Origin of the sequence: Mycobacterium sp. SMC-21 (assembly GCF_045310825.1) — a bacterium.
Taxonomy (GTDB): domain Bacteria; phylum Actinomycetota; class Actinomycetes; order Mycobacteriales; family Mycobacteriaceae; genus Mycobacterium.
The window spans coordinates 298307-323496 of the sequence record NZ_JBJIAO010000003.1; the positions used below are offsets into that span (position 1 = coordinate 298307).

The 25190-nt window shown below is 67.1% G+C and carries 23 protein-coding genes; 17 read left to right on the forward strand and 6 right to left on the reverse strand.

The annotated features are described in order from the left end of the window. The first annotated feature begins 27 nt into the window (after positions 1 to 27). The 3 genes from ACJH6H_RS05200 (at position 28) to ACJH6H_RS05210 (ending at position 6346) form a co-directional block, all read left to right on the forward strand. Positions 28 to 3984, forward strand: coding sequence for a DNA-directed RNA polymerase subunit beta' (locus ACJH6H_RS05200; RefSeq protein WP_061003239.1), 3957 nt, complete (start codon positions 28 to 30; stop codon positions 3982 to 3984). Positions 3985 to 4152: 168 nt separating this feature from the next. After that, complete coding sequence (locus ACJH6H_RS05205) at positions 4153 to 4902, forward strand: deoxyribonuclease IV (protein WP_212806939.1); 750 nt, start codon at positions 4153 to 4155, stop codon at positions 4900 to 4902. Positions 4903 to 4933: 31 nt separating this feature from the next. After that, positions 4934 to 6346, forward strand: a complete 1413-nt coding sequence (locus tag ACJH6H_RS05210; protein ID WP_212806938.1) for an amino acid permease — start codon at positions 4934 to 4936, stop codon at positions 6344 to 6346. A 34-nt stretch (positions 6347 to 6380) separates the two neighbouring features. Here the strand turns inward: ACJH6H_RS05210 and ACJH6H_RS05215 are convergent, their stop codons facing one another. Continuing rightward, a complete protein-coding gene (locus tag ACJH6H_RS05215; protein ID WP_212806937.1) occupies positions 6381 to 7175 on the reverse strand; it encodes an MBL fold metallo-hydrolase in 795 nt (264 codons plus the stop codon). A gap of 151 nt (positions 7176 to 7326) precedes the next feature. Here ACJH6H_RS05215 and ACJH6H_RS05220 point away from each other — a divergent pair, with 151 nt between their 5' ends. The 4 genes from ACJH6H_RS05220 to ACJH6H_RS05235 all read left to right on the forward strand — a co-directional run bounded on the left by ACJH6H_RS05220 (position 7327) and on the right by ACJH6H_RS05235 (position 11464). Beyond that, complete coding sequence (locus ACJH6H_RS05220) at positions 7327 to 8949, forward strand: acyl-CoA dehydrogenase family protein (protein WP_212806936.1); 1623 nt, start codon at positions 7327 to 7329, stop codon at positions 8947 to 8949. Between the two features lie 105 nt (positions 8950 to 9054). Then, positions 9055 to 9972: a crotonase/enoyl-CoA hydratase family protein gene (locus ACJH6H_RS05225; RefSeq protein WP_256445394.1), complete on the forward strand. Its 918-nt coding sequence runs from the start codon at positions 9055 to 9057 to the stop codon at positions 9970 to 9972. Between the two features lie 14 nt (positions 9973 to 9986). Continuing rightward, positions 9987 to 10703, forward strand: a complete 717-nt coding sequence (locus ACJH6H_RS05230; RefSeq protein WP_212814621.1) for a PaaX family transcriptional regulator C-terminal domain-containing protein — start codon at positions 9987 to 9989, stop codon at positions 10701 to 10703. Continuing rightward, positions 10700 to 11464, forward strand: coding sequence for a crotonase/enoyl-CoA hydratase family protein (locus ACJH6H_RS05235; RefSeq protein WP_212806934.1), 765 nt, complete (start codon positions 10700 to 10702; stop codon positions 11462 to 11464). The genes ACJH6H_RS05230 and ACJH6H_RS05235 overlap by 4 nt, the downstream gene beginning before the upstream one ends. A gap of 3 nt (positions 11465 to 11467) precedes the next feature. On the opposite strand, the gene ACJH6H_RS05240 is transcribed toward ACJH6H_RS05235, so the two are convergent. Next, positions 11468 to 11899 (reverse strand): DUF3060 domain-containing protein, encoded by a 432-nt coding sequence (locus ACJH6H_RS05240; RefSeq protein WP_212806933.1) that lies wholly within the window; start codon positions 11897 to 11899, stop codon positions 11468 to 11470. Positions 11900 to 11947: 48 nt separating this feature from the next. Next, positions 11948 to 12316: a DUF3060 domain-containing protein gene (locus ACJH6H_RS05245; protein WP_244872774.1), complete on the reverse strand. Its 369-nt coding sequence runs from the start codon at positions 12314 to 12316 to the stop codon at positions 11948 to 11950. 237 nt (positions 12317 to 12553) lie between these two features. On the opposite strand from ACJH6H_RS05245, the gene ACJH6H_RS05250 reads away from it, so the two are divergent. From ACJH6H_RS05250 to ACJH6H_RS05290, 9 genes are all read left to right on the forward strand, one after another. Beyond that, complete coding sequence (locus ACJH6H_RS05250; protein WP_244872775.1) at positions 12554 to 13195, forward strand: TetR/AcrR family transcriptional regulator; 642 nt, start codon at positions 12554 to 12556, stop codon at positions 13193 to 13195. 15 nt (positions 13196 to 13210) lie between these two features. Continuing rightward, positions 13211 to 14353: a SecDF P1 head subdomain-containing protein gene (locus ACJH6H_RS05255; RefSeq protein WP_212806932.1), complete on the forward strand. Its 1143-nt coding sequence runs from the start codon at positions 13211 to 13213 to the stop codon at positions 14351 to 14353. 298 nt (positions 14354 to 14651) lie between these two features. Then, a complete protein-coding gene (gene rpsL / locus ACJH6H_RS05260; protein WP_406774379.1) occupies positions 14652 to 15026 on the forward strand; it encodes a 30S ribosomal protein S12 in 375 nt (124 codons plus the stop codon). After that, a complete protein-coding gene (rpsG, locus tag ACJH6H_RS05265; protein ID WP_020101372.1) occupies positions 15026 to 15496 on the forward strand; it encodes a 30S ribosomal protein S7 in 471 nt (156 codons plus the stop codon). The genes rpsL and rpsG overlap by 1 nt, the downstream gene beginning before the upstream one ends. A gap of 110 nt (positions 15497 to 15606) precedes the next feature. Further along, entirely contained in the window at positions 15607 to 17709 is a 2103-nt protein-coding gene (gene fusA, locus ACJH6H_RS05270) for an elongation factor G (protein ID WP_212806931.1), read from the forward strand. Positions 17710 to 17798: 89 nt separating this feature from the next. Then, on the forward strand, positions 17799 to 18989 hold the full coding sequence (tuf, locus tag ACJH6H_RS05275; RefSeq protein WP_061001884.1) for an elongation factor Tu: 1191 nt from the start codon (positions 17799 to 17801) through the stop codon (positions 18987 to 18989). 149 nt (positions 18990 to 19138) lie between these two features. Next, positions 19139 to 19858: a PP2C family serine/threonine-protein phosphatase gene (locus ACJH6H_RS05280; RefSeq protein WP_212806930.1), complete on the forward strand. Its 720-nt coding sequence runs from the start codon at positions 19139 to 19141 to the stop codon at positions 19856 to 19858. 52 nt (positions 19859 to 19910) lie between these two features. Continuing rightward, entirely contained in the window at positions 19911 to 20741 is an 831-nt protein-coding gene (locus tag ACJH6H_RS05285) for an SHOCT domain-containing protein (protein ID WP_212806929.1), read from the forward strand. 96 nt (positions 20742 to 20837) lie between these two features. Further along, complete coding sequence (locus tag ACJH6H_RS05290) at positions 20838 to 21689, forward strand: mycofactocin-coupled SDR family oxidoreductase (RefSeq protein WP_212806928.1); 852 nt, start codon at positions 20838 to 20840, stop codon at positions 21687 to 21689. Position 21690: 1 nt separating this feature from the next. Here the strand turns inward: ACJH6H_RS05290 and ACJH6H_RS05295 are convergent, their stop codons facing one another. The 3 genes from ACJH6H_RS05295 to ddaH are packed head-to-tail and all read right to left on the reverse strand — an operon-like array spanning position 21691 to position 24572. Beyond that, positions 21691 to 22452, reverse strand: a complete 762-nt coding sequence (locus ACJH6H_RS05295; RefSeq protein WP_406774380.1) for a hypothetical protein — start codon at positions 22450 to 22452, stop codon at positions 21691 to 21693. 9 nt (positions 22453 to 22461) lie between these two features. Continuing rightward, positions 22462 to 23700 carry an ornithine--oxo-acid transaminase gene (gene rocD, locus ACJH6H_RS05300; RefSeq protein WP_212806926.1) on the reverse strand — a complete coding sequence of 413 codons (1239 nt, stop codon included), beginning with the start codon at positions 23698 to 23700 and terminating at the stop codon, positions 22462 to 22464. Next, positions 23694 to 24572: a dimethylargininase gene (gene ddaH / locus ACJH6H_RS05305; RefSeq protein ID WP_212806925.1), complete on the reverse strand. Its 879-nt coding sequence runs from the start codon at positions 24570 to 24572 to the stop codon at positions 23694 to 23696. Before ddaH ends, rocD begins: the two co-directional genes overlap by 7 nt. Before the next feature lie 121 nt (positions 24573 to 24693). Here ddaH and ACJH6H_RS05310 point away from each other — a divergent pair, with 121 nt between their 5' ends. Then, positions 24694 to 25155 (forward strand): Lrp/AsnC family transcriptional regulator, encoded by a 462-nt coding sequence (locus tag ACJH6H_RS05310; protein WP_212806924.1) that lies wholly within the window; start codon positions 24694 to 24696, stop codon positions 25153 to 25155. Positions 25156 to 25190: the final 35 nt, after the last annotated feature.

Sequence of the window (25190 nt, forward strand, 5' to 3'; positions counted from 1 at the left end):
TACACCCGCAAGGGGAAAGGGAGTTACGTGCTAGACGTCAACTTCTTCGATGAACTCCGCATCGGCCTGGCCACCGCGGAAGACATCCGTAATTGGTCGTACGGCGAGGTCAAGAAGCCGGAGACCATCAACTACCGCACGCTCAAGCCCGAAAAGGACGGCCTGTTCTGCGAGAAGATCTTCGGACCGACTCGCGACTGGGAGTGCTACTGCGGTAAGTACAAGCGCGTCCGCTTCAAGGGCATCGTCTGCGAGCGCTGTGGCGTCGAGGTGACTCGCGCCAAGGTGCGTCGTGAGCGCATGGGCCACATCGAGCTGGCCGCGCCGGTCACGCACATCTGGTACTTCAAGGGCGTTCCGTCGCGCTTGGGCTACCTGCTGGACCTGGCCCCGAAGGATCTGGAAAAGATCATCTACTTCGCGGCCTACGTCATCACCTCGGTCGACACCGAGATGCGGCACAACGAGCTGTCGACGCTCGAGGCCGAGATGGTCGTCGAGAAGAAGGCTGTCGAGGACCAGCGCGATCTGGACCTGGCCGAGCGCGCGCAGAAGCTCGAGCAGGACCTGGCCGAGCTGGAGAAGGAAGGCGCCAAGTCCGACGTCCGCCGCAAGGTGCGCGACGGTGGCGAGCGCGAGATGCGTCAGCTCCGCGACCGGGCCCAGCGTGAGCTGGACCGGCTCGACGAAATCTGGACCACCTTCACCAAGCTGGCCCCGAAGCAGCTCATCGTCGACGAGGTGCTGTACCGCGAGCTGCAGGACCGCTACGGCGAGTACTTCACCGGCGCCATGGGTGCCGAGTCGATCAAGAAGCTCATCGAGACCTTCGACATCGACGCCGAGGCCGAGTCGCTGCGCGACACCATCAAGAACGGCAAGGGCCAGAAGAAGCTGCGCGCCCTCAAGCGTCTGAAGGTCGTCGCCGCGTTCCAGCAGTCCGGCAACTCGCCCATGGGCATGGTGCTCGACGCCGTTCCGGTGATCCCGCCGGAGCTGCGCCCGATGGTTCAGCTGGACGGTGGCCGCTTCGCGACCTCCGACCTGAACGACCTGTACCGCCGCGTCATCAACCGCAACAACCGGTTGAAGCGACTGATCGACCTCGGTGCGCCCGAGATCATCGTCAACAACGAGAAGCGCATGCTGCAGGAGTCTGTGGACGCGCTGTTCGACAACGGCCGTCGTGGCCGGCCCGTCACGGGTCCGGGCAACCGTCCGCTCAAGTCGCTGTCCGATCTGCTCAAGGGCAAGCAGGGCCGCTTCCGTCAGAACCTGCTGGGTAAGCGCGTCGACTACTCGGGCCGTTCGGTCATCGTCGTCGGCCCGCAGCTCAAGCTGCACCAGTGTGGTCTGCCGAAGCTGATGGCCCTCGAGCTGTTCAAGCCGTTCGTGATGAAGCGTCTGGTCGACCTGAACCACGCGCAGAACATCAAGAGCGCCAAGCGCATGGTCGAGCGTCAGCGTCCCCAGGTGTGGGATGTCCTCGAAGAGGTCATCGCCGAGCACCCGGTGTTGCTGAACCGTGCACCTACGCTGCACCGCCTGGGTATCCAGGCCTTCGAGCCGCAGCTGGTGGAAGGCAAGGCCATCCAGCTGCACCCGCTGGTGTGTGAGGCGTTCAACGCCGACTTCGACGGTGACCAGATGGCCGTGCACCTCCCGCTGTCGGCGGAGGCGCAGGCCGAGGCGCGCATCCTGATGCTGTCGTCGAACAACATCCTGTCGCCGGCGTCGGGCCGCCCGCTCGCCATGCCGCGTCTGGACATGGTGACCGGTCTGTTCTTCCTGACCACGCAGATCGACGGTGACCTCGGCGAGTTCGTCGCGGCCACCAAGGACAGCGCGGAGCAGGGCGTCTACAGCAGCCCGGCCGAGGCCATCATGGCCATGGACCGTGGCGCGCTGTCGGTGCGCGCGAAGATCAAGGTCCGTCTGACGCACCTGCGTCCGCCGGCCGAGATCGAGGCGCAGCTGTTCGAGAACGGCTGGAAGCCGGGCGACGCGTGGACCGCGGAGACCACCCTGGGCCGCGTGCTCTTCAACGAGCTGCTGCCCAAGGGCTACCCGTTCGTCGACAAGCAGATGCACAAGAAGGTCCAGGCGGCGATCATCAACGATCTCGCCGAGCGCTACCCGATGATCGTCGTGGCGCAGACCGTCGACAAGCTGAAGGACGCCGGTTTCCACTGGGCGACCCGCTCGGGCGTGACGGTCTCGATGGCCGACGTTCTGGTGCCGCCGCAGAAGCAGGAGATCCTGGAGCGCTACGAGAGCCAGGCCGACGCGATCGAGAAGAAGTACCAGCGCGGTGGTCTGAACCACGACGAGCGCAACGAGTCGCTGGTCAAGATCTGGCAGCAGGCCACCGAAGAGGTCGGTAAGGCGCTGGAGGACTACTACCCGGCGGACAACCCGATCATCACGATCGTGAAGTCGGGCGCCACGGGTAACCTCACGCAGACCCGCACCCTGGCCGGCATGAAGGGTCTGGTGACGAACCCGAAGGGTGAGTTCATCCCGCGGCCCATCAAGTCGTCCTTCCGCGAGGGCCTGACGGTGTTGGAGTACTTCATCAACACCCACGGTGCTCGTAAGGGTCTGGCCGACACCGCGCTGCGTACCGCCGACTCGGGTTACCTGACCCGTCGTCTGGTCGACGTGTCGCAGGACGTCATCGTCCGCGAGACCGACTGTGAGACCGAGCGCGGCGTCATCGTCACGCTGGCCGAGGTTCAGGCCGACGGTTCGCTGGTGCGCGACGCCCACGTCGAGACGTCCGCCTACGCGCGGACCCTGGCCACCGATGCGGTCGACGCGAACGGCAACGTCGTCGTCGAGCGCGGCCACGATCTCGGTGACCCGGCGATCGAGGCCCTGCTCGCCGCGGGTATCTCGACGGTCAAGGTGCGTTCGGTGCTGACCTGTGCCACCGGCACCGGCGTCTGCGCCAAGTGCTACGGCCGCTCGATGGCCACCGGCAAGCTGGTCGACATCGGCGAGGCCGTCGGTATCGTCGCCGCCCAGTCCATCGGTGAGCCCGGTACCCAGCTGACGATGCGTACCTTCCACCAGGGTGGCGTCACCGGTGGCGCCGACATCGTCGGTGGTCTGCCGCGCGTCCAGGAGCTGTTCGAGGCCCGCGTGCCCCGCAACGTCGCTCCGATCGCCGACGTGGCCGGCCGGGTGCAGCTGGAAGAGGACGACAAGTTCTACAAGATCACCATCGTTCCCGACGATGGTGGCGAGGAAGTCGTCTACGACAAGCTGCCGCGTCGTAACCGTCGCCTGCGCGTCTTCAAGCACGACGACGGCACCGAGCGCCTGTTGGCCGATGGTGACCACGTCGAGGTCGGCCAGCAGCTCATGGAGGGTTCGGCGAACCCCCACGAGGTGCTCCGCGTCCAGGGCCCCCGCGAGGTGCAGATTCACCTCGTCAAGGAGGTCCAGGAGGTCTACCGCGCACAGGGTGTGTCGATCCACGACAAGCACATCGAGGTCATCGTTCGCCAGATGCTGCGTCGCGTGACGATCATCGACTCGGGCTCGACGGAGTTCCTGCCCGGTTCGCTGACCGAGCGCAGCGAGTTCGAGACCGAGAACCGTCGCGTCGTGGCCGAGGGTGGCGAGCCCGCGGCCGGACGTCCGGTGCTGATGGGTATCACGAAGGCATCGCTGGCCACGGACTCGTGGCTGTCGGCGGCGTCGTTCCAGGAGACCACTCGCGTGCTGACCGATGCGGCGATCAACTGCCGTAGCGACAAGCTGCAGGGTCTGAAGGAGAACGTGATCATCGGTAAGTTGATCCCGGCTGGTACGGGCATCAACCGGTACCGCAACATCCAGGTCCAGCCGACCGAGGAAGCCCGCGCTGCGGCGTACACGATCCCGTCCTACGAGGATCAGTACTACAGCCCGGACTTCGGTCAGGCCACTGGTGCTGCCGTGCCGCTGGATGACTACGGCTACAGCGACTACCGCTAATCAGTCGAGGAAAAGGCCCCCGCTCTGCGCGGGGGCCTTTTTCATTTCCGGGTGTCCTGACCTCCGACCGAGCGATTCTGAACGCCGACCCGAGGCCCCTCGCCGGTCAACGCGTCGACGTGGCCCGCGGCATGGGTTCATGCGCGCCGCGCAACTAGGCTGGGCCACATGCTGATTGGTTCGCACGTCGACAACACCGATCCTCTGGCCGCGGCCGCTGCCGACGGCGCCGATGTGGTGCAGTTCTTCCTGGGCAACCCGCAGAGCTGGAAGAAGCCCGCGCCCCGCGAGGACGCCGAGATCCTGCGGGCGTCGACGGTGCCGCTGTACGTCCACGCGCCGTACCTGATCAACGTCGCGTCGGCCAACAACAAGGTGCGCATCCCGTCGCGCAAGATCCTGCAGGACACGTGCGATGCCGCGTCCGAGATCGGCGCGACGGCCGTGATCGTGCACGGCGGTCATGCCGACGACAACGACATGGAGGCCGGCTTCGAGCGGTGGGTGAAGGCGCTCGACGCCCTCAAGACCGACATGCCCGTGTACCTGGAGAACACCGCCGGCGGCGATCACGCCATGGCGCGGCACTTCGACACCATCGCCCGGCTGTGGGACCGCATCGGCGACAAGGGCATCGGTTTCTGCCTGGACACCTGCCATGCCTGGGCGGCGGGGGAGGCGCTGGTCGACGCGGTCGAGCGCATCAAGTCCATCACCGGCCGGATCGATCTGGTGCACTGCAACGACTCCCGGGACGCCGCCGGTTCCGGCGCCGACCGGCACGCGAATTTCGGTTCGGGCCAGATCGACCCGCAGTTGCTGGCAGCGGTGGTGCGCGCCGCCGACGCTCCCGTCATCTGCGAGACGTCCGAGGACGGCCGGAAGGACGACATCGCGTTCCTGCGCGAGAACGTTTAGTCGGCACCGACAATTGTGATAAACCCGTCGGGTGCAAGACGCCAACACTGAGGTAACAGAGACACCCGACGCCGGTTACGAGCGCGGTCTGTCCGCCAGAACCGTGCAGATGATCGCGATCGGCGGGGCCATCGGCACCGGCCTCTTCTACGGCGCCGGCGGCGCCATCGAGAAGGCCGGTCCCGCGCTGATCCTGGCGTACCTGGCGGCCGGCCTGGCCGTGTTCGTCATCATGCGGGCGCTCGGTGAGCTGCTGGTGTACCGCCCGGTGTCGGGCAGCATCTCGGAATACGCCGAGGAGTTCATGGGCCGGTTCGCCGGTTTCGCGAACGGCTGGACGTACTGGGCGGTGTGGGCCACGACGTGCATGGCCGAGATCACGGTGGCCGGCAAGTATGTGCAGTACTGGCCGTGGGGGCACGACATCCCGCAGTGGGTGACGGCGCTGGTCGTGCTGCTGGTGCTGTTCGCGGCCAACCTGATCTCGGTGAAGATTTTCGGTGAGGCCGAGTTCTGGTTCTCGATGATCAAGGTGACCGCGATCATCGGCATGATCATCATCGGCATCGGTGTGCTGCTGCCGATCGCCGGTTTCGGCCCGGCCACCGGACCGAGCGTGACCAACCTCTGGAACGACGGCGGCTTCTTCCCGACGGGCTTCAGCTCGGCGTTGCTGAGCCTGCAGATCGTGGTGTTCGCCTACGTCGGTGTCGAGCTCGTGGGTGTCACCGCGGGCGAGGCCGAGAACCCGAAGGTGACGCTGCGCAAGGCCATCAACACGCTGCCCTTCCGCATCGGCCTGTTCTACGTCGGCGCGTTGATCGTGATCCTGTCGGTGCAGGGCTGGCGGAACTACCACGCCGGCCACAGCCCGTTCGTCGCGGTTTTCCAGTACCTCAACATCCCGGCCGCCGCGGGCATCGTGAACTTCATCCTGCTCACCGCGGCGCTGTCGTCGTGCAACTCGGGCATCTATTCGACGGGCCGCATGGTGCGCAGCCTCGCGCAGCGCGGTGACGCGCCCGCCGGTCTGCAGGCGCTGAGCAGCCGGCACGTGCCGATGCTCGCCATCTGCTTCTCGGCCCTGACCATGGGCGTCGGTGTCCTGGTGAACTACCTGTCGCCGGACAAGGCGTTCGCCTACATCACCTCGGTGTCGACCATCGGCATCATCTTCGTGTGGGGCTCGATCCTGGTGTCGCACTTCATCTATCGCCAGCGGGTGGCCGCCGGCGTGTTGCCGGCGTCGGACTACCGCCTGCCGGGCGCGCCGTACACGACGTTCCTGGCGCTCGGGTTCCTGGCGCTCGTCGTCGTGCTGCTGTTCTTCACCGACGACGGACGGACCGCGATCCTGGTGGGTGCCATCTGGTTCGTCATCGTGACGCTGGGTTACTTCGTGCACCGCGGCGACCGCGCGACCGAGGTCGTGACGCGCCACTAGCGAATCGCAGCTCCCCGACGCGGGTCGGCACCGCTCATGGCCGCAACGACAGCCAGGTGCCGTGGTCGGCGACGCGCAGGGCCGAGGTGATGCCGGCGTCGTCGAAGGCGCGGGCGATGTCGTCGCGGCCCTCGGTGAAGTGTGCCCAACCGTCGTAGTGGACCGGGATGTTGACCGGGGCGCCCAGGACCGCGGCGGCGGCCGCCGTTCGGATGCTGTCGAGACTGACCGCCCGATGCCGGAATTTGCCGGGCACTCGAGCGGCACCGGCGTGCAGGATGGCTGCGTCGATGGTGCCGACGCGACGGGCGATCTCGCCGACAGTACGGAGAGAGGCGTTGTCGCCGCTGATGTAGACCGTGGGCAGTGTGCTACCGGAAAGCACGAACCCGATGACTTCGCAGTTGACGTACCCGTCGGGGTCGCGGTCGCCGTCTTCGGGACCGTGGACGGCAGGGACGGCGGTGACGTTGAGCTCGCCGGTGTCGGGCCGGGTGAGGGTGTAGGTGCTCCACGGTCGCAACCCGACAGCCGGCGTGCCCAGTCGCCTGGCTGCGCCGATCGTGGTGAGCAGGACCGGTGCGTTCTCGGCGAAGGCGCGGCCGCGCTCGTCGAAGTTGTCAACGTGGTTGTCGTGGCTGACGAGGACGACGTCGACGGCGCCGATCTGCTCCTCGGTGACGGCCGGGCCGCGGGTTTTCGTCAAGTACCCCTGCGGGCCGGGGGCGTCGAAGGTCGGGTCGCTGACGATGCGCAGGCCGCCGAGATCGAGCACGGTGGTCGGGCCGCCGACGACCAGCGCAGCGCAATCCTGTCGGGCCAGAGGCATGGTGGGACTCCTGGGAGTTGCGTGTCTGCTGACATTCATCGTTCAGCTCCGCCGCGAGTGTATTGAGATTTTCCACTTGATCGCCGGACCGCGTCTGCCATTCATATATACAGTTCTTGTGCGACTGTCGTAAAAGTGTAATAGTGGGGACATGGCCGATACCCATGTCGTGACCAATCAGGTCCCGCCGCTGGAGAACTACAACCCCGCCACCTTCCCGGCGCTCGCCGAGGCCCTCATCCGCGAAGGCGGGGAGTGGGGTGTCGACGAGGTCCACGAGGTCGGTGCGCTCGGCGGCAGCCGGGTCGCGCAGCGCTGGGGGGAGCTCGCGGACCGCAACGTCCCGATCCTGCACACGCACGACAGGTACGGGCACCGCGTCGACGAGGTCGAATACGACCCCGCCTACCACCACCTCATGAACGCCGCGGTGACACACGGCCTGCACGGCGCACCGTGGGCCGACGACCGTCCCGGCGCCCACGTTGTCCGTGCGGCGAAGATGTCGGCCTGGACCCCCGAGCCAGGCCACGTCTGCCCGATCTCGATGACGTACGCCGTCGTCCCGGCACTGCGGTTCAACCCCGAACTGGCCAAGGTCTACGAACCGCTGCTGACCAGCCGGGTCTACGACCCCGAGCTGAAAGTGCCTGCCACCAAAGCCGGTATTACCGCCGGCATGTCGATGACCGAGAAGCAGGGCGGCTCCGACGTCCGCGCCGGCACCACGCAGGCCACGCCCAACGGTGACGGCAGCTACTCGCTGCGCGGGCACAAGTGGTTCACCTCGGCGCCGATGGGCGACATGTTCCTCGTCCTCGCGCAGGCACCGGGCGGACTGTCGTGCTTCTTCCTGCCCCGCGTCCTGCCCGACGGCACCCGCAACCGCATGTTCATCCAGCGGCTCAAGGACAAGCTCGGCAACCACGCCAACGCCTCCAGCGAGATCGAGTACGACGGCGCGACCGTCTGGCTCGTCGGCGAGGAGGGCCGCGGCGTGCCGACCATCATCGAGATGGTCAACCTGACCCGCCTGGACTGCACGCTCGGCAGCGCCACCAGCATGCGCACCGGCCTGACCCAGGCCGTGCACCACGCCCAGCACCGCAAGGCGTTCGGCGCCTACCTGATCGACCAGCCGCTGATGCGCAACGTGCTGGCCGACATGGCCGTCGAAGCCGAGGCCGCCACCATGCTGGCGATGCGCATGGCCGGCGCCACCGACCGCGCCGTCCGCGGTGACGAACGCGAAAGCCTGTTCCGCCGCATCGGTCTGGCCGCGGCCAAGTACTGGGTGTGCAAGCGGGCGACGCCGCACGCCGCGGAGGCCATGGAGTGCTTCGGCGGCAACGGCTACGCCGAGGAATCGGGTATGCCGCGGCTCTACCGCGAGGCCCCGCTGATGGGCATCTGGGAAGGCTCGGGCAACGTCAGCGCGCTCGACACGCTGCGCGCCATGGCGACCAAGCCCGAGTGCATCGAGGTGCTGTTCGACGAGTTGGCGCAGGCGCAGGACCCGCGCCTGGACGCCCACGTCAACGCGCTCAAGGCGCAGCTCACCGATCCGGCGACCCTCGAATACCGCGGACGCAAAGTGGCCGAGGACATCTCGCTGGCGCTGCAGGGCGCGCTGCTGGTGCGCCACGGGCACCCCGCGGTGGCCGAGGCGTTCCTCGTCAGCCGCCTCGACCGCCAGTGGGGCGGCGCGTTCGGCACCCTGCCGACGGGCCTCGACCTCGCGCCCATCATCGAACGCGCCCTCGTCAAGGGCTGATTTTCAACTACCGAGCTGGGGGTACCTCCCACTTGTGGGGGAACGCAAAACTGTCCCAATATCCCCGTTTGGGACAGTTTTGCGACTGCTCGCGGGAAGGCTGAGCTGGTGGATTTCGACAACCTGAAGACCATGACCTACGAGGTCACCGATCGCGTCGCGCGGATCACGTTCAACCGTCCGGAGAAGGGCAACTCGATCGTCGCGGACACCCCGCTGGAGCTGGCGGCCTGCGTCGAACGGGCCGACCTCGATCCGAGCGTGCACGTGATCCTGGTGTCCGGTCGCGGTGAAGGGTTCTGTGCCGGTTTCGATCTGAGCGCGTACGCCGACGGCACCGGAGCCGCCGGCGGCGCGGAGCACCAGGGCACGGTGCTCGACGGCAAGACGCAGGCCGTCAACCACCTGCCGAATCAGCCCTGGGATCCGATGATCGATTACCAGATGATGAGCCGGTTCGTCCGTGGCTTCTCCAGCCTGATGCACTGCGACAAACCGACCGTCGTGAAAATCCACGGCTACTGCGTGGCCGGCGGCACCGACATCGCGCTGCACGCCGACCAGGTGATCGCCGCCTCCGACGCCAAGATCGGCTACCCGCCCATGCGGGTGTGGGGTGTGCCCGCCGCCGGCCTCTGGGCGCACCGCCTGGGCGACCAGCGCGCGAAACGCCTGCTGTTCACCGGGGACTGCATCACCGGGGCGCAGGCCGCCGACTGGGGTCTGGCGGTCGAGGCCCCGGAGCCCGAGGACTTGGATGAACGCACCGAGCGGCTCGTCGCCCGCATCGCGGCCATGCCCGTCAACCAGCTGATCATGGCGAAGCTCGCGTGCAACACCTCGCTGCTACAGCAGGGGATCGCGACCAGCCGCATGGTCAGCACGGTGTTCGACGGCATCGCCCGGCACACACCCGAGGGGCACGCGTTCGTCGCCGACGCCGTCGAGCACGGATTCCGGCAGGCGGTGCGGCACCGTGACGATCCGTTCGGTGACGCGGGCCGGGTGGCCTCCGGGGTCTGACGGCCATGGCTGAGCTGAAGCGGATGACCGCCCGGTCGGTGGTGCTCAGCGTGCTGCTGGGTGCCCACCCGGCGTGGGCATCCGCGGCCGAGTTGCTCCGGCTCACTTCGGATTTCGACATCAAGGAGCAGACGCTGCGGGTGGCGTTGACACGCATGGTCAGCGCCGGTGATCTGGTGCGTTCGGCCGACGGCTACCGGCTCGCCGACCGCCTGCTGGCGCGGCAACGCCGGCAGGATGCCGCCATCGACCCGAACACCCGGCCGTGGCACGGTGACTGGACGACAGTCGTCATCACCACGGTCGGCGCCGATGCCCGGACGCGGGCCGAATTGCGAAACGACCTGCTGCAGAACAGGTTCGGAGAGCTGCGTGAGGGCCTGTGGCTGCGGCCGGCAAATCTGGCCGGCGAGCTGCCGGAGGAGATCACGGCCAACGCCCGGGTGCTGACCAGCCGGGACGACGATCCGGCGGGTCTGGCCGCTGTCCTGTGGGATCTGCCCGCCTGGGCCGCGACCGCCCGTCGACTGCTCGACGAGATCGCCGCGGTCGCCGACGTTCCCGGCCGGTTCGTGGCGGCGGCCGCGATCGTCCGGCACCTGTTGGCCGACCCCGTGCTACCTGCCGAACTGCTCCCGGGCGACTGGCCCGGCGAGCAGTTGCGGCAGGCCTATGCAGACTTCGCCGCCGAGCTGGTGGCGCGGCGCGACGAACCGATGGAGGCATCATGACCGAACCTGTGCGCGTCGAGAAGAACGGGCCGGTGACGACGGTCATCATCGACCGGCCCGCCGCCCGCAACGCCGTCAACGGGCCGACGGCAGCAGCGCTGTACCAGGCGTTCGACGAGTTCGACCGCGACGACTCCGCCGCCGTGGCGGTGTTGTGGGGCGACCACGGAACCTTCTGTGCCGGAGCGGATCTCAAGGCGTTCGGCACCCCGGAGATGAACCAGACGCACCGGACGGGGCCGGGGCCGATGGGCCCGAGCCGGATGATGCTGTCCAAGCCGGTCATCGCCGCGGTCAGCGGCTACGCCGTCGCCGGCGGGCTGGAGCTCGCGGTGTGGTGCGACCTGCGCGTCGTCGAGGAGGACGCGACCTTCGGCGTGTTCTGCCGGCGCTGGGGTGTCCCGCTCATCGACGGTGGCACGGTCCGGTTGCCGCGGCTGATCGGGCACAGCCGGGCCATGGACCTGATCCTCACCGGCCGTGCCGTCGATGCCGCCGAGGCGCTGCAGATCGGCCTGGCGAACCGCGTCGTGCCGCCCGGGCAGGCCCGGGCGAAGGCCGAAGAGCTCGCGCACCAGCTGGCGGCGTTGCCACAGTTGTGTCTGCGCGCCGACCGGATGTCCGCGCTGCGGCAGTGGGGCGAATCCGAGCAATCCGCAATGGAATTCGAGTTCGCCAGCCTCTCGCAGGTGGCCGCGGAGTCGCTCGCGGGCGCGCAGCGGTTCGCCGGGGGAGCGGGCCGGCACGGCGCTCCGGCGTGAGGTTCAGCCCTTGGTGACGGTGTTGCCGGAGCCCGTGTTGCTGACCTTCGGCGAGCCGTCCTTGTAGGTGACGGTGGCGTGCATGCCGACGACGTCGAGCTCCTGGTCGACCTTGTCGAACGTCACCTTATTGTCGGTGCCGCCGATGTTGGCCTTCGCGCAGGTGCCCTTGACGGTCAGCGTGTTGTTGGCGCCGCCCACGGTCAGCGATTTGCCGCTGCCGCAGTCGATTTCCCGCGTGGTGCCGACGGCGCTGTAGTTGATGGTGTTGCCCACCTCGACCTGCGCTGTCGTCGGCACGCCGGAGGTGCCTGCCGTGCCGGCGGCGCTCGAACTGCTGCTACCGGAATTGCTGTCCTGCGATCCGCAGCCGGTCAGCAGCAGAGCGGCTGCGGTGACGACGCCCGCCGCCATCGCGATTCGGTTGGGGTTCATGCGGTGTCCCTCCCTGTCGGCGTTACCGGCACCCGGAGCGGAACCCGGTCAGGGGATCTTGTTGAGCCGGTTGCCCAATCCCAGTTGGTGACCGACGTCGATGAGTGCCGGATCCCCATTGTGGAATATGACCGTCTGATTGAAGCCGTAGGCGGTGACGTCGTTGACGATCGTGTCGGCGATGACGGTGTTGGACGAGCCCTGGACGGTGACGGCCCAGCAGGTACCGAACGCGGTGATGGTGTTGCCGCTACCGTTGACGAACAGGGTGCCGTTGTGGCAGTCGAGGGTCTGGGTGATGCCCGTGCCGACGATGTGGGTGTCATCGTTGACCGCGGCGGCGTTGGGTGCGCCGACCGCGAACGGGACCGTCAGCAGTCCGGCAAGCAATGCGGTTCCCCATGCTGTGCGACTCACGATGGTTCCCTTCGTTCTGGTCCGGCGATGTGCACGGTGTTGCGGTATCTGGGAGCCTACGTTGCGAGGCAGGTGCTGCGGAGTGGGTTCGTCCGTTCTGTGGGACTTGCCATGAGACGCGGTTACAAGATTCGCCCAAATGGCAACGTATCTGCAGCGTCCAGAGGTTAGAGTCATTAGTTAACCGACCGCGCCGCGGTCCGTGGAATCACGATAGAACACCGGAGGATCGGGCAGATGGCACCTCGGCCAGAGTCGCAAGCGGTTGGGGATGCCCGACCGGCTGCGCCGGTGCGGCCGCGGGCGGCGGCGCGGGCCACCAAGCTCAGCCGGGACTCGATCGTCAGCGCGGCACTGACCTTCCTCGACCGCGAGGGCTGGGATGCGCTGACCATCAACGCACTGGCCAACCAGCTCGGCACCAAGGGCCCGTCGCTGTACAACCACGTGCAGAGCCTCGATGACCTGCGCCGCACCGTCCGGATGCGCGTCATCGACGACATCATCGGCATGCTCAACACGGTCGGCGAGGGCCGCAGCCGGGACGACGCCGTGATGGCCATGGCCAGTGCCTACCGCAGCTACGCCCATCACCATCCGGGTCGGTACTCGGCCTTCACCCGGATGCCGCTGGGTGGCGACGACCCCGAGTACACCGCCGCGACGCACGCGGCGGCCGGGCCGGTGATCGCGGTTCTGGCGTCGTACGGACTCGACGGTGAGAACGCCTTCTACGCGGCGCTGGAGTTCTGGTCGGCCCTGCACGGTTTCGTGTTGCTGGAGATGACGGGCGTGATGGACGGTGTCGACACCGACGCGGTGTTCACCGACATGGTGGTACGGCTGGCCCGAGGGATGAACGAGCGCGACTCGGCTTGATCAGGGGAGCGCGTGATGTCTGACGACCACAGCGGCTGGCAGCCGCCGCACCCGCCCCAGCCACCACCGCCGGGCTTCATGCCGCCGGGGATGCCACCGGCGATGCCGCCCGGGTGGCCGCCGCCCGTGCCCGCGCCGTCCGGCGTGCCCCGCTGGCTGGTCGCCCTGGTGCTGGCAGTGCTGATCCTCAGTTATGGCGCGACGGTGTTCGTGACCCGGGACATCTGGCGCGCCGGCCCGCCCCGTCCGGTGGTCCACGCGTCGGTCGCGATTCAGGCGCCGCCCGGAACGGCGCCGGATGCCCTCGCGCAGACCCGCAAGGTCGTCGAATCCCGGATCAACCACCTCGGTGGCCACGACGTGACCGTCGGGCTGGACGGGAACACGCTCAAGGTCAGCGCCACCGACGTCACCGAGGCGCAGCTGCGCGGCATCACCGCCGTCGGCCGCCTCTATATACGGCCCGTCATCCACACGATTCCGGCGCAGGCCGAGCCGGCGTCCCAGACCCCGTCGGCCCCGAAGGCGGCCGACAGCCAGCGCATCGCCGATGAGAAGGCGCTGCGGCAGAGCACCCAGCCGCAGATTCAGGTGTTGTCGCTGCAGTTCCAGGCCACGCGCTGCGGGCAGCCGGACGCGCTCGCCGACCATGACGACCCCAAGCTGCCGCTCGTCACCTGCTCCGACGACGGCAAGCAGGTGTATCTGCTGGACAAGTTGATCATCGGCGGTGACCAGATCAAGGACGCCTCGGCGCGCCAGGGCGGGCAGCGCGGCGACTTCGTCGTCTTCGTCACCTTCGACGACAAGGCCGCCGACGTCTGGTCGACGTTCACCGCGGCCAACACCGGCGCCCGGACCGCTTTCACGGTCGACACCCAGGTCGTCAGTGCGCCGGCGCTGCTGGAACCCATCACGACGGGACGCACCCAGATCCACGGGCAGTTCACCGCCGATTCGGCGAAGTCGTTCGCCGCCGTGGTGGCCGGCGGGCCGCTGCAGCTGCCGATATCGGTGCAGTCGGTGCAGACGGGTCGGATCGCGCCGTCGTTCTGGTCGGTGCAACGAATCGCGGTTCTCGGCGGCGGGGTGGTGGTGATCTTCGCGGTCATCCTCGGAGTGGTTCTGATGACCCGATGGGGATCGCGCCAACGGTAAGGTGTTGATCACGATCCCGGCTGCACCGTTCTGACCTGCGGTTTGAGTGCCCCGTGCGGGTTTGGATCGTGGCGGTCCGTACTGGTATCGTGGTGGTTCGTGCCTGGCCGACTGGGCGCTTGCATCCATTGTGTTTGTAGGCATGCCTGCACGCCGGGCCAATTCGCATGTCCGTGGTGCACCGAAAGGTCTGTGCCTAGCCTCGTGCGACACGCCCGGACGCGGGGTATGCGATCGGACGAAAACCGCAGTACAGAGACTTAAACCGCAGTACGAACGCAACACAGAAAGCCGATAGATGCCAACCATCAACCAGCTGGGCCGCAAGGGTCGCCACGACAAGACCGCCAAGGTCAAGACCGCGGCGCTCAAGGGCAGCCCGCAGCGTCGTGGTGTGTGCACCCGCGTGTACACCACCACCCCCAAGAAGCCGAACTCGGCGCTGCGCAAGGTCGCCCGTGTGAAGCTGACGAGCCAGGTTGAGGTCACGGCCTACATCCCGGGTGAAGGCCACAACCTGCAGGAGCACTCGATGGTGCTCGTGCGTGGCGGTCGTGTGAAGGACCTCCCCGGTGTGCGCTACAAGATCATCCGCGGCTCGCTGGACACCCAGGGTGTCAAGAACCGCAAGCAGGCACGCAGCCGTTACGGCGCCAAGAAGGAGAAGAGCTAATGCCACGCAAGGGCCCCGCGCCGAAGCGGCCGCTGGTCAACGACCCGGTCTACGGTTCGCAGCTGGTCACCCAGCTCGTCAACAAGGTGCTGCTGGACGGCAAGAAGTCGCTGGCCGAGCGCATCGTCTACGGCGCCCTTGAGCAGGCTCGTGAGAAGACCGGCACCGACCCCGTCGTGACGCTGAAGCGCGCCATGGACAACGTCAAGCCGTCCCTCGAGGTCCGCAGCCGCCGTGTCGGTGGCGCGACCTACCAGGTGCCGGTCGAGGTTCGCCCGGACCGTTCGACCACCCTGGCGCTGCGCTGGCTGGTCAGCTTCTCGAAGGCTCGCCGCGAGAAGACCATGGTCGAGCGCCTGGCCAACGAAATCCTGGACGCCAGCAACGGTCTGGGTGCCGCCGTCAAGCGACGCGAGGACACCCACAAGATGGCCGAGGCGAACCGGGCCTTCGCGCACTACCGCTGGTGACTCAATCGCCGGCCGCCAATGTCGGCGGCCGGCGCATCTGATTCACAACTGACCGCCCTACCGGGCGACGCGGATTTACTTAAAGCAACTGAAAGAGTGGGAATCTAGCCGTGGCACAGGACGTGCTGACCGACCTGAACAAGGTCCGCAACATCGGCATCATGGCGCACATCGACGCCGGCAAGACGACGACGACCGAGCGCATCCTCTTCTACACCGGTATCTCGTACAAGATCGGTGAGGTCCATGACGGCGCGGCCACCATGGACTGGATGGAGCAGGAGCAGGAGCGTGGTATCACCATCACCTCCGCTGCCACCACCTGTTTCTGGAACGACAACCAGATCAACATCATCGACACCCCGGGCCACGTCGACTTCACCGTCGAGGTGGAGCGTTCGCTGCGCGTGCTCGACGGTGCCGTTGCCGTCTTCGACGGCAAGGAAGGCGTGGAGCCGCAGTCCGAGCAGGTGTGGCGCCAGGCCGACAAGTACGACGTGCCGCGCATCTGCTTCGTCAACAAGATGGACAAGCTGGGCGCCGACTTCTACTTCTCGGTCCAGACCATGAAGGACCGCCTGGGCGCCAACGTCATCCCGATCCAGCTGCCGATCGGCTCCGAAGGTGACTTCGAGGGCGTCGTCGACCTGGTCGAGATGAAGGCCAAGGTCTGGCGCGGCGAGACCAAGCTCGGCGAGAAGTACGACGTCGTCGACATCCCGGCCGACCTGCAGGAGAAGGCCGAGGAGTACCGCACCGCCATGATCGAGGCGGTCGCCGAGACCGACGAGGCGCTGCTGGAGAAGTACCTGGGCGGCGAAGAGCTGACCATCGAGGAGATCAAGGGCGGTCTGCGCAAGCTCACCGTCACCAGCGCCGCGTACCCGGTGCTGTGTGGTTCCGCGTTCAAGAACAAGGGTGTGCAGCCCATGCTCGACGCGGTCATCGACTACCTCCCGACCCCGCTGGACGTCCCGGCCGCCGAAGGCCACGTCCCGGGCAAGGAAGACGAGATCATCTCGCGCAAGCCGTCGGCCGACGAGCCGTTCTCGGGCCTGGCGTTCAAGGTCGCCACGCACCCGTTCTTCGGCAAGCTGACCTACGTCCGCGTCTACTCGGGCAAGGTCGACTCCGGTGCTCAGGTCATCAACTCGACCAAGGGCAAGAAGGAGCGTCTGGGCAAGCTGTTCCAGATGCACTCCAACAAGGAGAACCCGGTCGAGTCGGCTGCCGCTGGTCACATCTACGCGGTCATCGGCCTCAAGGACACCACCACCGGTGACACCCTGTGCGACCCGGCCAACCAGATCGTGCTGGAGTCCATGACGTTCCCGGACCCGGTTATCGAGGTGGCCATCGAGCCCAAGACCAAGAGCGACCAGGAGAAGCTGGGCACGGCGATCCAGAAGCTCGCCGAAGAGGACCCGACCTTCAAGGTGCACCTGGACCAGGAGACCGGCCAGACCGTCATCGGCGGTATGGGCGAGCTCCACCTGGACATCCTGGTGGACCGCATGCGTCGCGAGTTCAAGGTCGAGGCCAACGTCGGTAAGCCGCAGGTCGCCTACCGCGAGACCATCCGCAAGGCCGTGCAGAACGTGGAGTTCACCCACAAGAAGCAGACCGGTGGATCGGGCCAGTTCGCGAAGGTCATCATCAACGTCGAGCCCTTCGTCGGCGAAGACGGTGCGACCTACGAATTCGAGAACAAGGTCACCGGTGGCCGTATCCCGCGTGAGTACATCCCGTCGGTGGATGCCGGTGCGCAGGACGCGATGCAGTACGGCATCTTGGCCGGCTACCCGCTGGTCAACCTCAAGGTGACGCTGCTCGACGGCGCCTACCACGACGTCGACTCGTCGGAAATGGCCTTCAAGGTCGCCGGTTCGCAGGCACTGAAGAAGGCTGCGTCTGCCGCGCAGCCGGTCATCCTGGAACCGATCATGGCCGTCGAGGTCACCACGCCCGAGGACTACATGGGCGACGTGATCGGCGACCTGAACTCCCGCCGTGGCCAGATCCAGGCCATGGAGGAGCGCAGTGGTGCTCGTGTCGTCAAGGCACAGGTTCCGCTGTCCGAAATGTTCGGCTACGTCGGCGACCTCCGGTCGAAGACCCAGGGCCGGGCGAACTACTCCATGGTGTTCGACTCGTACGCCGAAGTTCCGGCGAACGTGTCGAAGGAGATCATCGCCAAGGCGACGGGCCAGTAGTCTCTGACCCGTTTGCTGCGGCAGACCACACAACTGAACACATCAACACTGCTTAACCAAAGCACCAACAAGTCCAGGAGGACACAGAAGTGGCGAAGGCGAAGTTCGAGCGGACGAAGCCGCACGTCAACATCGGGACCATCGGTCACGTTGACCACGGCAAGACCACGCTGACTGCAGCAATCACCAAGGTTCTGCACGACAAGTACCCCGATTTGAACGAATCGCGCGCATTCGACCAGATCGACAACGCGCCCGAGGAGCGTCAGCGCGGTATCACCATCAACATCTCGCATGTTGAGTACCAGACCGACAAGCGCCACTACGCCCACGTGGACGCCCCCGGTCACGCTGACTACATCAAGAACATGATCACCGGTGCCGCCCAGATGGACGGCGCAATCCTCGTGGTCGCCGCCACCGACGGCCCGATGCCGCAGACCCGTGAGCACGTGCTGCTCGCCCGCCAGGTCGGCGTGCCCTACATCCTCGTCGCGCTGAACAAGTCCGACATGGTTGAGGACGAGGAGCTCCTGGAGCTCGTCGAGATGGAGGTCCGCGAGCTGCTGTCGGCTCAGGACTTCGACGAGGAGGCCCCCGTGGTCCGCGTCTCGGCGCTGAAGGCGCTCGAGGGCGACCCGACCTGGGTCAAGTCCGTCGAGGAGCTCATGGAGGCCGTCGACGAGTCCATCCCGGACCCGGTTCGCGAGACCGACAAGCCGTTCCTGATGCCCGTTGAGGACGTCTTCACCATCACCGGTCGTGGCACCGTGGTGACCGGCCGTGTCGAGCGTGGCGTGATCAACGTCAACGAAGAGGTCGAGATCGTCGGCATCCGCCCGACCACGACCAAGACCACTGTCACCGGTGTCGAGATGTTCCGCAAGCTGCTCGACCAGGGCCAGGCCGGCGACAACGTCGGTCTGCTGGTTCGTGGTATCAAGCGCGAAGAGGTCGAGCGTGGCCAGGTCGTCGTGAAGCCCGGCACCACCACCCCGCACACCGAGTTCGAGGGCAGCGTCTACATCCTGTCCAAGGACGAGGGTGGCCGCCACACGCCGTTCTTCAACAACTACCGCCCGCAGTTCTACTTCCGTACCACGGACGTGACGGGCGTGGTTACCCTCCCCGAGGGCACCGAGATGGTCATGCCCGGTGACAACACCGACATCTCCGTCGTGCTGATCCAGCCGGTCGCCATGGACGAGGGTCTGCGTTTCGCCATCCGTGAGGGCGGTCGTACCGTCGGCGCGGGTCGCGTCACCAAGATCATCAAGTGATCTAGTTTTTCCAAGCGGAGCGCCGCTCACCCGAAAGGGTGGGCGGCGCTTTGTTTTGCCGTGAGAAAGAGGTGTCGGCGCAGTGCTTTTACCGGCAGGATGGCAGGATCGTTCGCGATGGAGGGGAACACGATGAGGGGTGGCCTGTCGTGCGGGTGAACGTACGGGCATTCACCGACACCGGATTGCGGCGCAAGCGCAACGAAGATGCCGTGATGGTCGGCGGCTGGGTCAGCCAGACGCACAACGGTGTCCTGGTGGAGATGCGGATGCAGCCGGGCGCCCCGTTCGTCTGCGCGGTGTGCGACGGCATGGGCGGGCACGTCGGCGGCGACGTCGCGAGCCGGACGGCGCTGAGCATGATCGCGACCATGTCGCCGGGCTGGACCGGTGGCGACGACATCACGTCGTCGCTGTCGTATGTCAGCGACTGGCTGTACGACATGGGCCGCGACACCGAACTCGCCGGCATGGGTACCACCATCGCCGGTGTCTGCCTGACGGCCGACGAGGTGATCGTCTTCAATGTCGGGGACAGCCGGGTGTATTCGGTTGCGGGCGAGACGCTGACGCAGGTTTCGGTCGATGACGCCGTCCTCGACGCGTCGGGCCGGCCCACCAACATCATCACGCAGTCGCTCGGGCAGGGCGTGCCCATCGCGGCGCACCTGACCGCGACGCCGCTGCAGCCCGGCAGCTACCTGATGTGCTCTGACGGTGTGCACGGGCAGATGGAGCATCACGATCTGCAGGCGGCCACCGCGTGCAACGACCGGGGCGACGGTTCGGCCATCATCATCGGGACGGCCCGGGCCAATGGCGCCGCCGACAATTTCTCGTTCGTCCTGTTGGACGTCCTCGGCGACTGAGCCGCACTAAAGTCTCTCGCATCGGTTCGGCTGATCAAGGAGCGTGGCTGACATGCTGGTGCGTTACCTCAAGGCTCAGGTCATGGTCCTGCTGTGCGGCGGGCTGGTGGGCCCCATCTTCCTGGCGGTGTACTTCTACACCGGCCAGGACGAATTGCTGAAGTGGATGTTCTGGGCGGGCCTGCTGGTCACGGCGATCGACGTACTCGTCGCGCTGGGGTTGGCGGGCTTCGGCCAGATGCGGTCGGCGGAGCTCGAGGAACTCGAGGCCAGCGGGATACTGGGGCTGGCCGAGGTCACCGGGATCGGGGAGACCGGCACCCGGGTCAACGACCAGCCACTGGTGAAACTCAATCTGCACATCACCGGGCCGCAGCTGGCTCCGTTCGATGCGCAGGACAAGGTGCTGGCCTCGGTGAGCCGGCTGCCGATGATCACCGCCCGCAAGCTGGTCGTGATGGTCAACCCGGCGACCAACAAGTTCCATATCGACTGGGAGCGAAGCGCATTGGTGTCCGGCATGATGCCGGTCCGCTTGACCTCGGAGCAGGACGGGCGCACCTATGACCTGACGGGACGGTCGGGTCCGATCATGGACATCCTGCAGATCCTCAAGTCGAACGGGGTGGCCCTCAGCGGAATCGCCGACCTGCGCTCGAATCCAGCGGTGCGGCAACAGGTGATGGACGTGGTCCGGCGGGCCACTGCCGCTGAGCGCGAGCCGGCGGCGGCGCCGGCCGCCGCGGCGCCGCCTGTCGTGCCGCCGCCACCGGCGCCGTCGACAGCGCAGCGGCTGCAGGAGATCGAGACGCTGCGCGCCATGGGCACCATCAGCGAGGCCGAGTACACCGCGAAGCGCGCCCAGATCATCGCCGAGTTGTAGTCGACACGACCGCCTTTCGGGAGCCACTAGAACGCGTTCTAGTTTGGCTGCTAGCGTGGCGGTTGATTCCGGCGAGAAGCGATGAAGGGACTGGCAATGACGGCAGGCGGAGCACTCGAAGGCAAGGTGGCGTTCATTACCGGGGCTGCCCGCGGACAGGGCCGGGCGCACGCCGTCCGGATGGCGCGCGAGGGTGCCGACATCGTCGCCATCGACATCTGTGGTTCCGTCTCGGACACCATCACCTACCCGATGCCGACGTCGGAGGATCTGGCCGAGACCGCACGCCTGGTCGAGGCCGAAGGCCGCAAGGTCCTCGCCCGTGAGGTCGACATCCGTGACCTGGCCGCGCAGCAGCAGGTCGTCGCCGACGCCGTCGAGCAGTTCGGCCGCCTCGACATTCTGGTCGCCAACGCCGGTGTCCTGAGCTGGGGACGGCTGTTCGAGATGGACGAAGACCAGTGGGACAGCGTCGTCAACGTCAACCTCTCGGGCACGTGGCGCACCATCCGGGCCGTCGTCCCGGCGATGATCGAGGCGGGCAACGGCGGGTCGATCATCATCGTCAGCTCCTCGGCGGGCCTCAAGGCGACGCCGGGCAACGGCCACTACGCGGCCTCGAAGTTCGGCCTCGTGGGTCTGACCAACGCCCTGGCCCTCGAGGTGGGCGAGTTCGGCATCCGGGTCAACTCGATCCATCCGTACTCGATCATGACGCCGATGATCGAGCCCGAGGCCATGGGTGCGATCTTCGCCAAGTACCCGACCTACCTGCACAGCTTCGCGCCGATGCCGTACAAGCCCGTCTCTCACGACGGCAAGGCCGGTCTGCAGGAGTTCATGACGCCGGAAGAGGTCACCGACGTGGTGACCTGGCTGGCCGGCCCGGGCTCGGGGACCATCTCCGGTTCCCAGATCGCCGTCGACCGCGGCGTCATGAAGTACTGACCTACGCGGACACCTGACCGACCAGCACGTCCGCGAATTCCGTTGCGCCCGCCGAGATTCTGATCGCGGGACGGCCGCAGCCGGGCGTTGTCGTGCGGCGCAGCGCGGACTTGCCGTCGAGATCCACCGCGACCTCGCCGGCCTTCGTGATCGTCACATCGATCGCGTGCCAGTCGTTGCCGGGCGGTGTGGGGATCGAGCCGGAATCGGTTTCGGCGGGACCGGCCTCCGTGGTGAGCCCGAGGGTGTAACCGCCCGACGCGGTGCGGACGCGCCCGGTGAACCGCAGTGAGCACGCCGGGTCGCCGGGCTGGAGCAGACCCGCCCAGGCGGCCGTCGGGTTGGCGTTCGACTCGAGGCGTACCGCCCGGCCGTCGTTGGTGAACGTGGCCTCGACGTCGCCGACGCGGGTCCAGGTGTCGAAGTCCGTCGGCTCCGGTGGGTGCGTCGGCACGATGGTCAGGCCGTTGAACGGCGTCGGCGTCGCGCTCGGTGCCGCCGCGTTGTCGCGCGAGAGTTTGGTGGCGACGACGGTGCCGCCGGCCACCAGGGCGACGACGGCGAGCACCGCACCCCCGATGATCCACCATTTCCGTTTTCCGGACCGCTGCGCCGGTTCTGTTGGGGCGTAACGGTATTGGTCGTCCACCCACATCGGCCAACCCGGCGGTGGTGGCGGCCAGGAAGGATCGGGCTGCCAGTCCGGGCCTGGCTGCCAGTCGGGTGGAAACGGCGGCCAGTCGGGTGGCGGATTGAAACGCATCCTATCGGTCTACCACCGCACGTCCGTCGGCCCGGCCAGCACCTCGGCGAATAGGTCCATCGCCCAATCGATTTCGGCGCGGGTGATGACCAGGGGCGGGGCGAACCGCAGAGTCGGGCCGTGGGTGTCCTTGGTCAGCACACCGCGCTCGGCCAGCCGCAGGCTGACCTCCCGGCCGGTGCCCACGGCCGGATCGAGGTCGACGCCCGCCCACAGGCCCAGTCCGCGCACGGCCGTCACGCCGTGCCCGATCATCGCCGTCAGGCGAGCGTGCAGGTGCCGGCCGAGTTCGGTTGCCCGGGCTTGGAATTCGCCACGCTGCAGCATGCCGACCACCGTGGTGCCGATGGCCGCGGCCAGCGGATTGCCGCCGAACGTCGATCCGTGCTCGCCGGGGTGCAGCACGCCGAGCACGTCCCGGTCGGCCACCACCGCGGACAGCGGCACGACGCCGCCGCCGAGCGCCTTGCCCAGCACGTAGACGTCGGGCACGACGCCCCAGTGGTCGCACGCGAAGGTGCGGCCGGTGCGGGCCAGACCGGACTGGATTTCGTCGGCGATCATCAGTACGTGGCGCTCGGTGCACAGCGCGCGGACCCGGGGCAGATAGTCGTCGGGCGGCACGATGATTCCGGCCTCGCCCTGGATCGGCTCGATCAGCACCGCGGCAGTGTTGTCGTCGACGGCCGCCGCGAGCGCGTCGGCGTCCCCGAACGGCACCAACCGGAAGCCCGGTGTGTACGGGCCGAAACCGCATCGCGCCGTGTCGTCGTCGGAGAAGCTGATGATCGTCGTCGTGCGGCCGTGGAAGTTGCCCTGTGCCACGACGATGTTCGGGTCGGTGCTGCCCTTGACGTCTCGACTCCACTTGCGCGCGACCTTGATCGCGCTCTCCACCGCCTCGGCGCCGCTGTTCATGGGCAGCACCAGCTCCTTGCCGCACAGTTGGGCGAGAGCGGCGCAGAACGGGCCCAGGCGGTCGGAGTGGAAGGCGCGGCTGACGAGCGTCACGGTGTCCAGCTGGGCATGTGCGGTCGCCAGGATCTCGGGATTGCGGTGGCCGAAGTTCACCGCCGAATACGCCGCGAGACAGTCCAGGTAGCTGCGCCCTTCCGGGTCGGTGATCCACACGCCGTCGGCAGACGCCGCGACGACCGGCAGCGGGGCGTAGTTGTGCGCGGCGTAGCGGTCGTCGAGGGCGATCAGCTCGGCCGTGCTTTCCGGTGTCCCCGCAACGGCTTTCAGCATGACGCCGGGTACACCTCCAAGGTGCAGCACTTCACCGATCCGCCGCCCTTGAGCAACTCGGACAGGTCGACACCGACCGGCCGGAAACCGGCGTCGGCGAGCTGCGCGGCGAACCCGGTGGCCGCGGCCGGGTGCACGACGTTCAGCCCGTCGGACACCGCGTTCAGGCCGAGCACGTGGGCGTCGGCATCGGACACCTCGATGGCGCCGGGAAACATCTTGCGCAGCAATGCGACCGACGTGGCACCGAAGGCGGGGGGATAGAACGCGATGGTCTCGTCGTCCAGCACGGCCAGCGCGGTATCGAGGTGGTAGAAGCGGGGGTTGACCAACTGCAGGCTGACCAACGGCAGCCCGGACAGCTTGGCGACCTCGTCGTGCGACTGTCGGTCGGTGCGGAATCCGTAGCCGGCCAGGATCTTTGACCCGATGATCAGCAGGTCGCCCTGGCCCTCATTGGTGTGCTCGGTGTACAGCGGGCAGTAGCCGTGGTCCATCAGCCATCCGGCGTAGGCCACCGATTCTCCGGTCCGCTGCGGGTAGGTGAAGCGGGCGATGATGGCCACCTTCTCGAACCCGTCGTCGAGCACCAGCCCGCCGTTCGCGGCGTAGACCATGTCGGGCAGTCCGGGAATCGGTTCGACCAGTTCGACGGTGTGCCCGAGGCTGCGGTACGTCCGGACCAGATGCTCCCACTGCCGCACCGCGAGCGCCGTATCGACGGGGGTGGAGGTGTCCATCCACGGGTTGATCGCATATTCGACGGCGAAATGCGTGGGCCGGGTCATCACATAGTGCCGGGGGCGGGCCACCCGGTCCGGTCGCCAGCCTGAATTCGGTGTCGCCATCTTGACGACATCAGTAATCGTCATAATTCGATGGTAGGAGCACTATTGCGCGCAAGCAATCGATGCTTGTTGCGCATATGTAACAGATCTATTGTTTGATCACTCGCGATTCGACAATCTATTGCGTGAGGGAGGTGTGCGGCCGGTGGAAAGCGTCGACGAGACCGACGAGCGCATCCTGGCCGAGTTGGCGGACAACGCGCGCGCCACGTTCGCCGAGATCGGCGAACGGGTGGGCCTGTCGGCGCCCGCCGTCAAACGCCGCGTCGACCGGCTGCTGGCCACCGGCGTCATCCGGGGCTTCACGACGGTCGTCGACCGGAACGTGATCGGTTGGGGGACAGAGGCATACGTTCAGGTGTACTGCCACGGCACCATCACGCCGGCGCAGCTGCGGGAGGCCTGGGAGGGCATCCCCGAGGTGGTCTCGGCCGCCACGGTGACCGGCACGTCCGACGCGATCCTGCATCTCATGACCCGGGACATGCGGCATCTGGAGGCGGTGCTGGAGCGCATCCGGGGCAGTGCGGCGATCGAACGCAGCGAGAGCATCGTGGTGCTGTCGAACATCGTCGAGCGCCGGGTCGGTGGCCGGGGCCACGCCTGAACCCCTGCCGTAATGCTGAGCAGGTAAGCACAGGG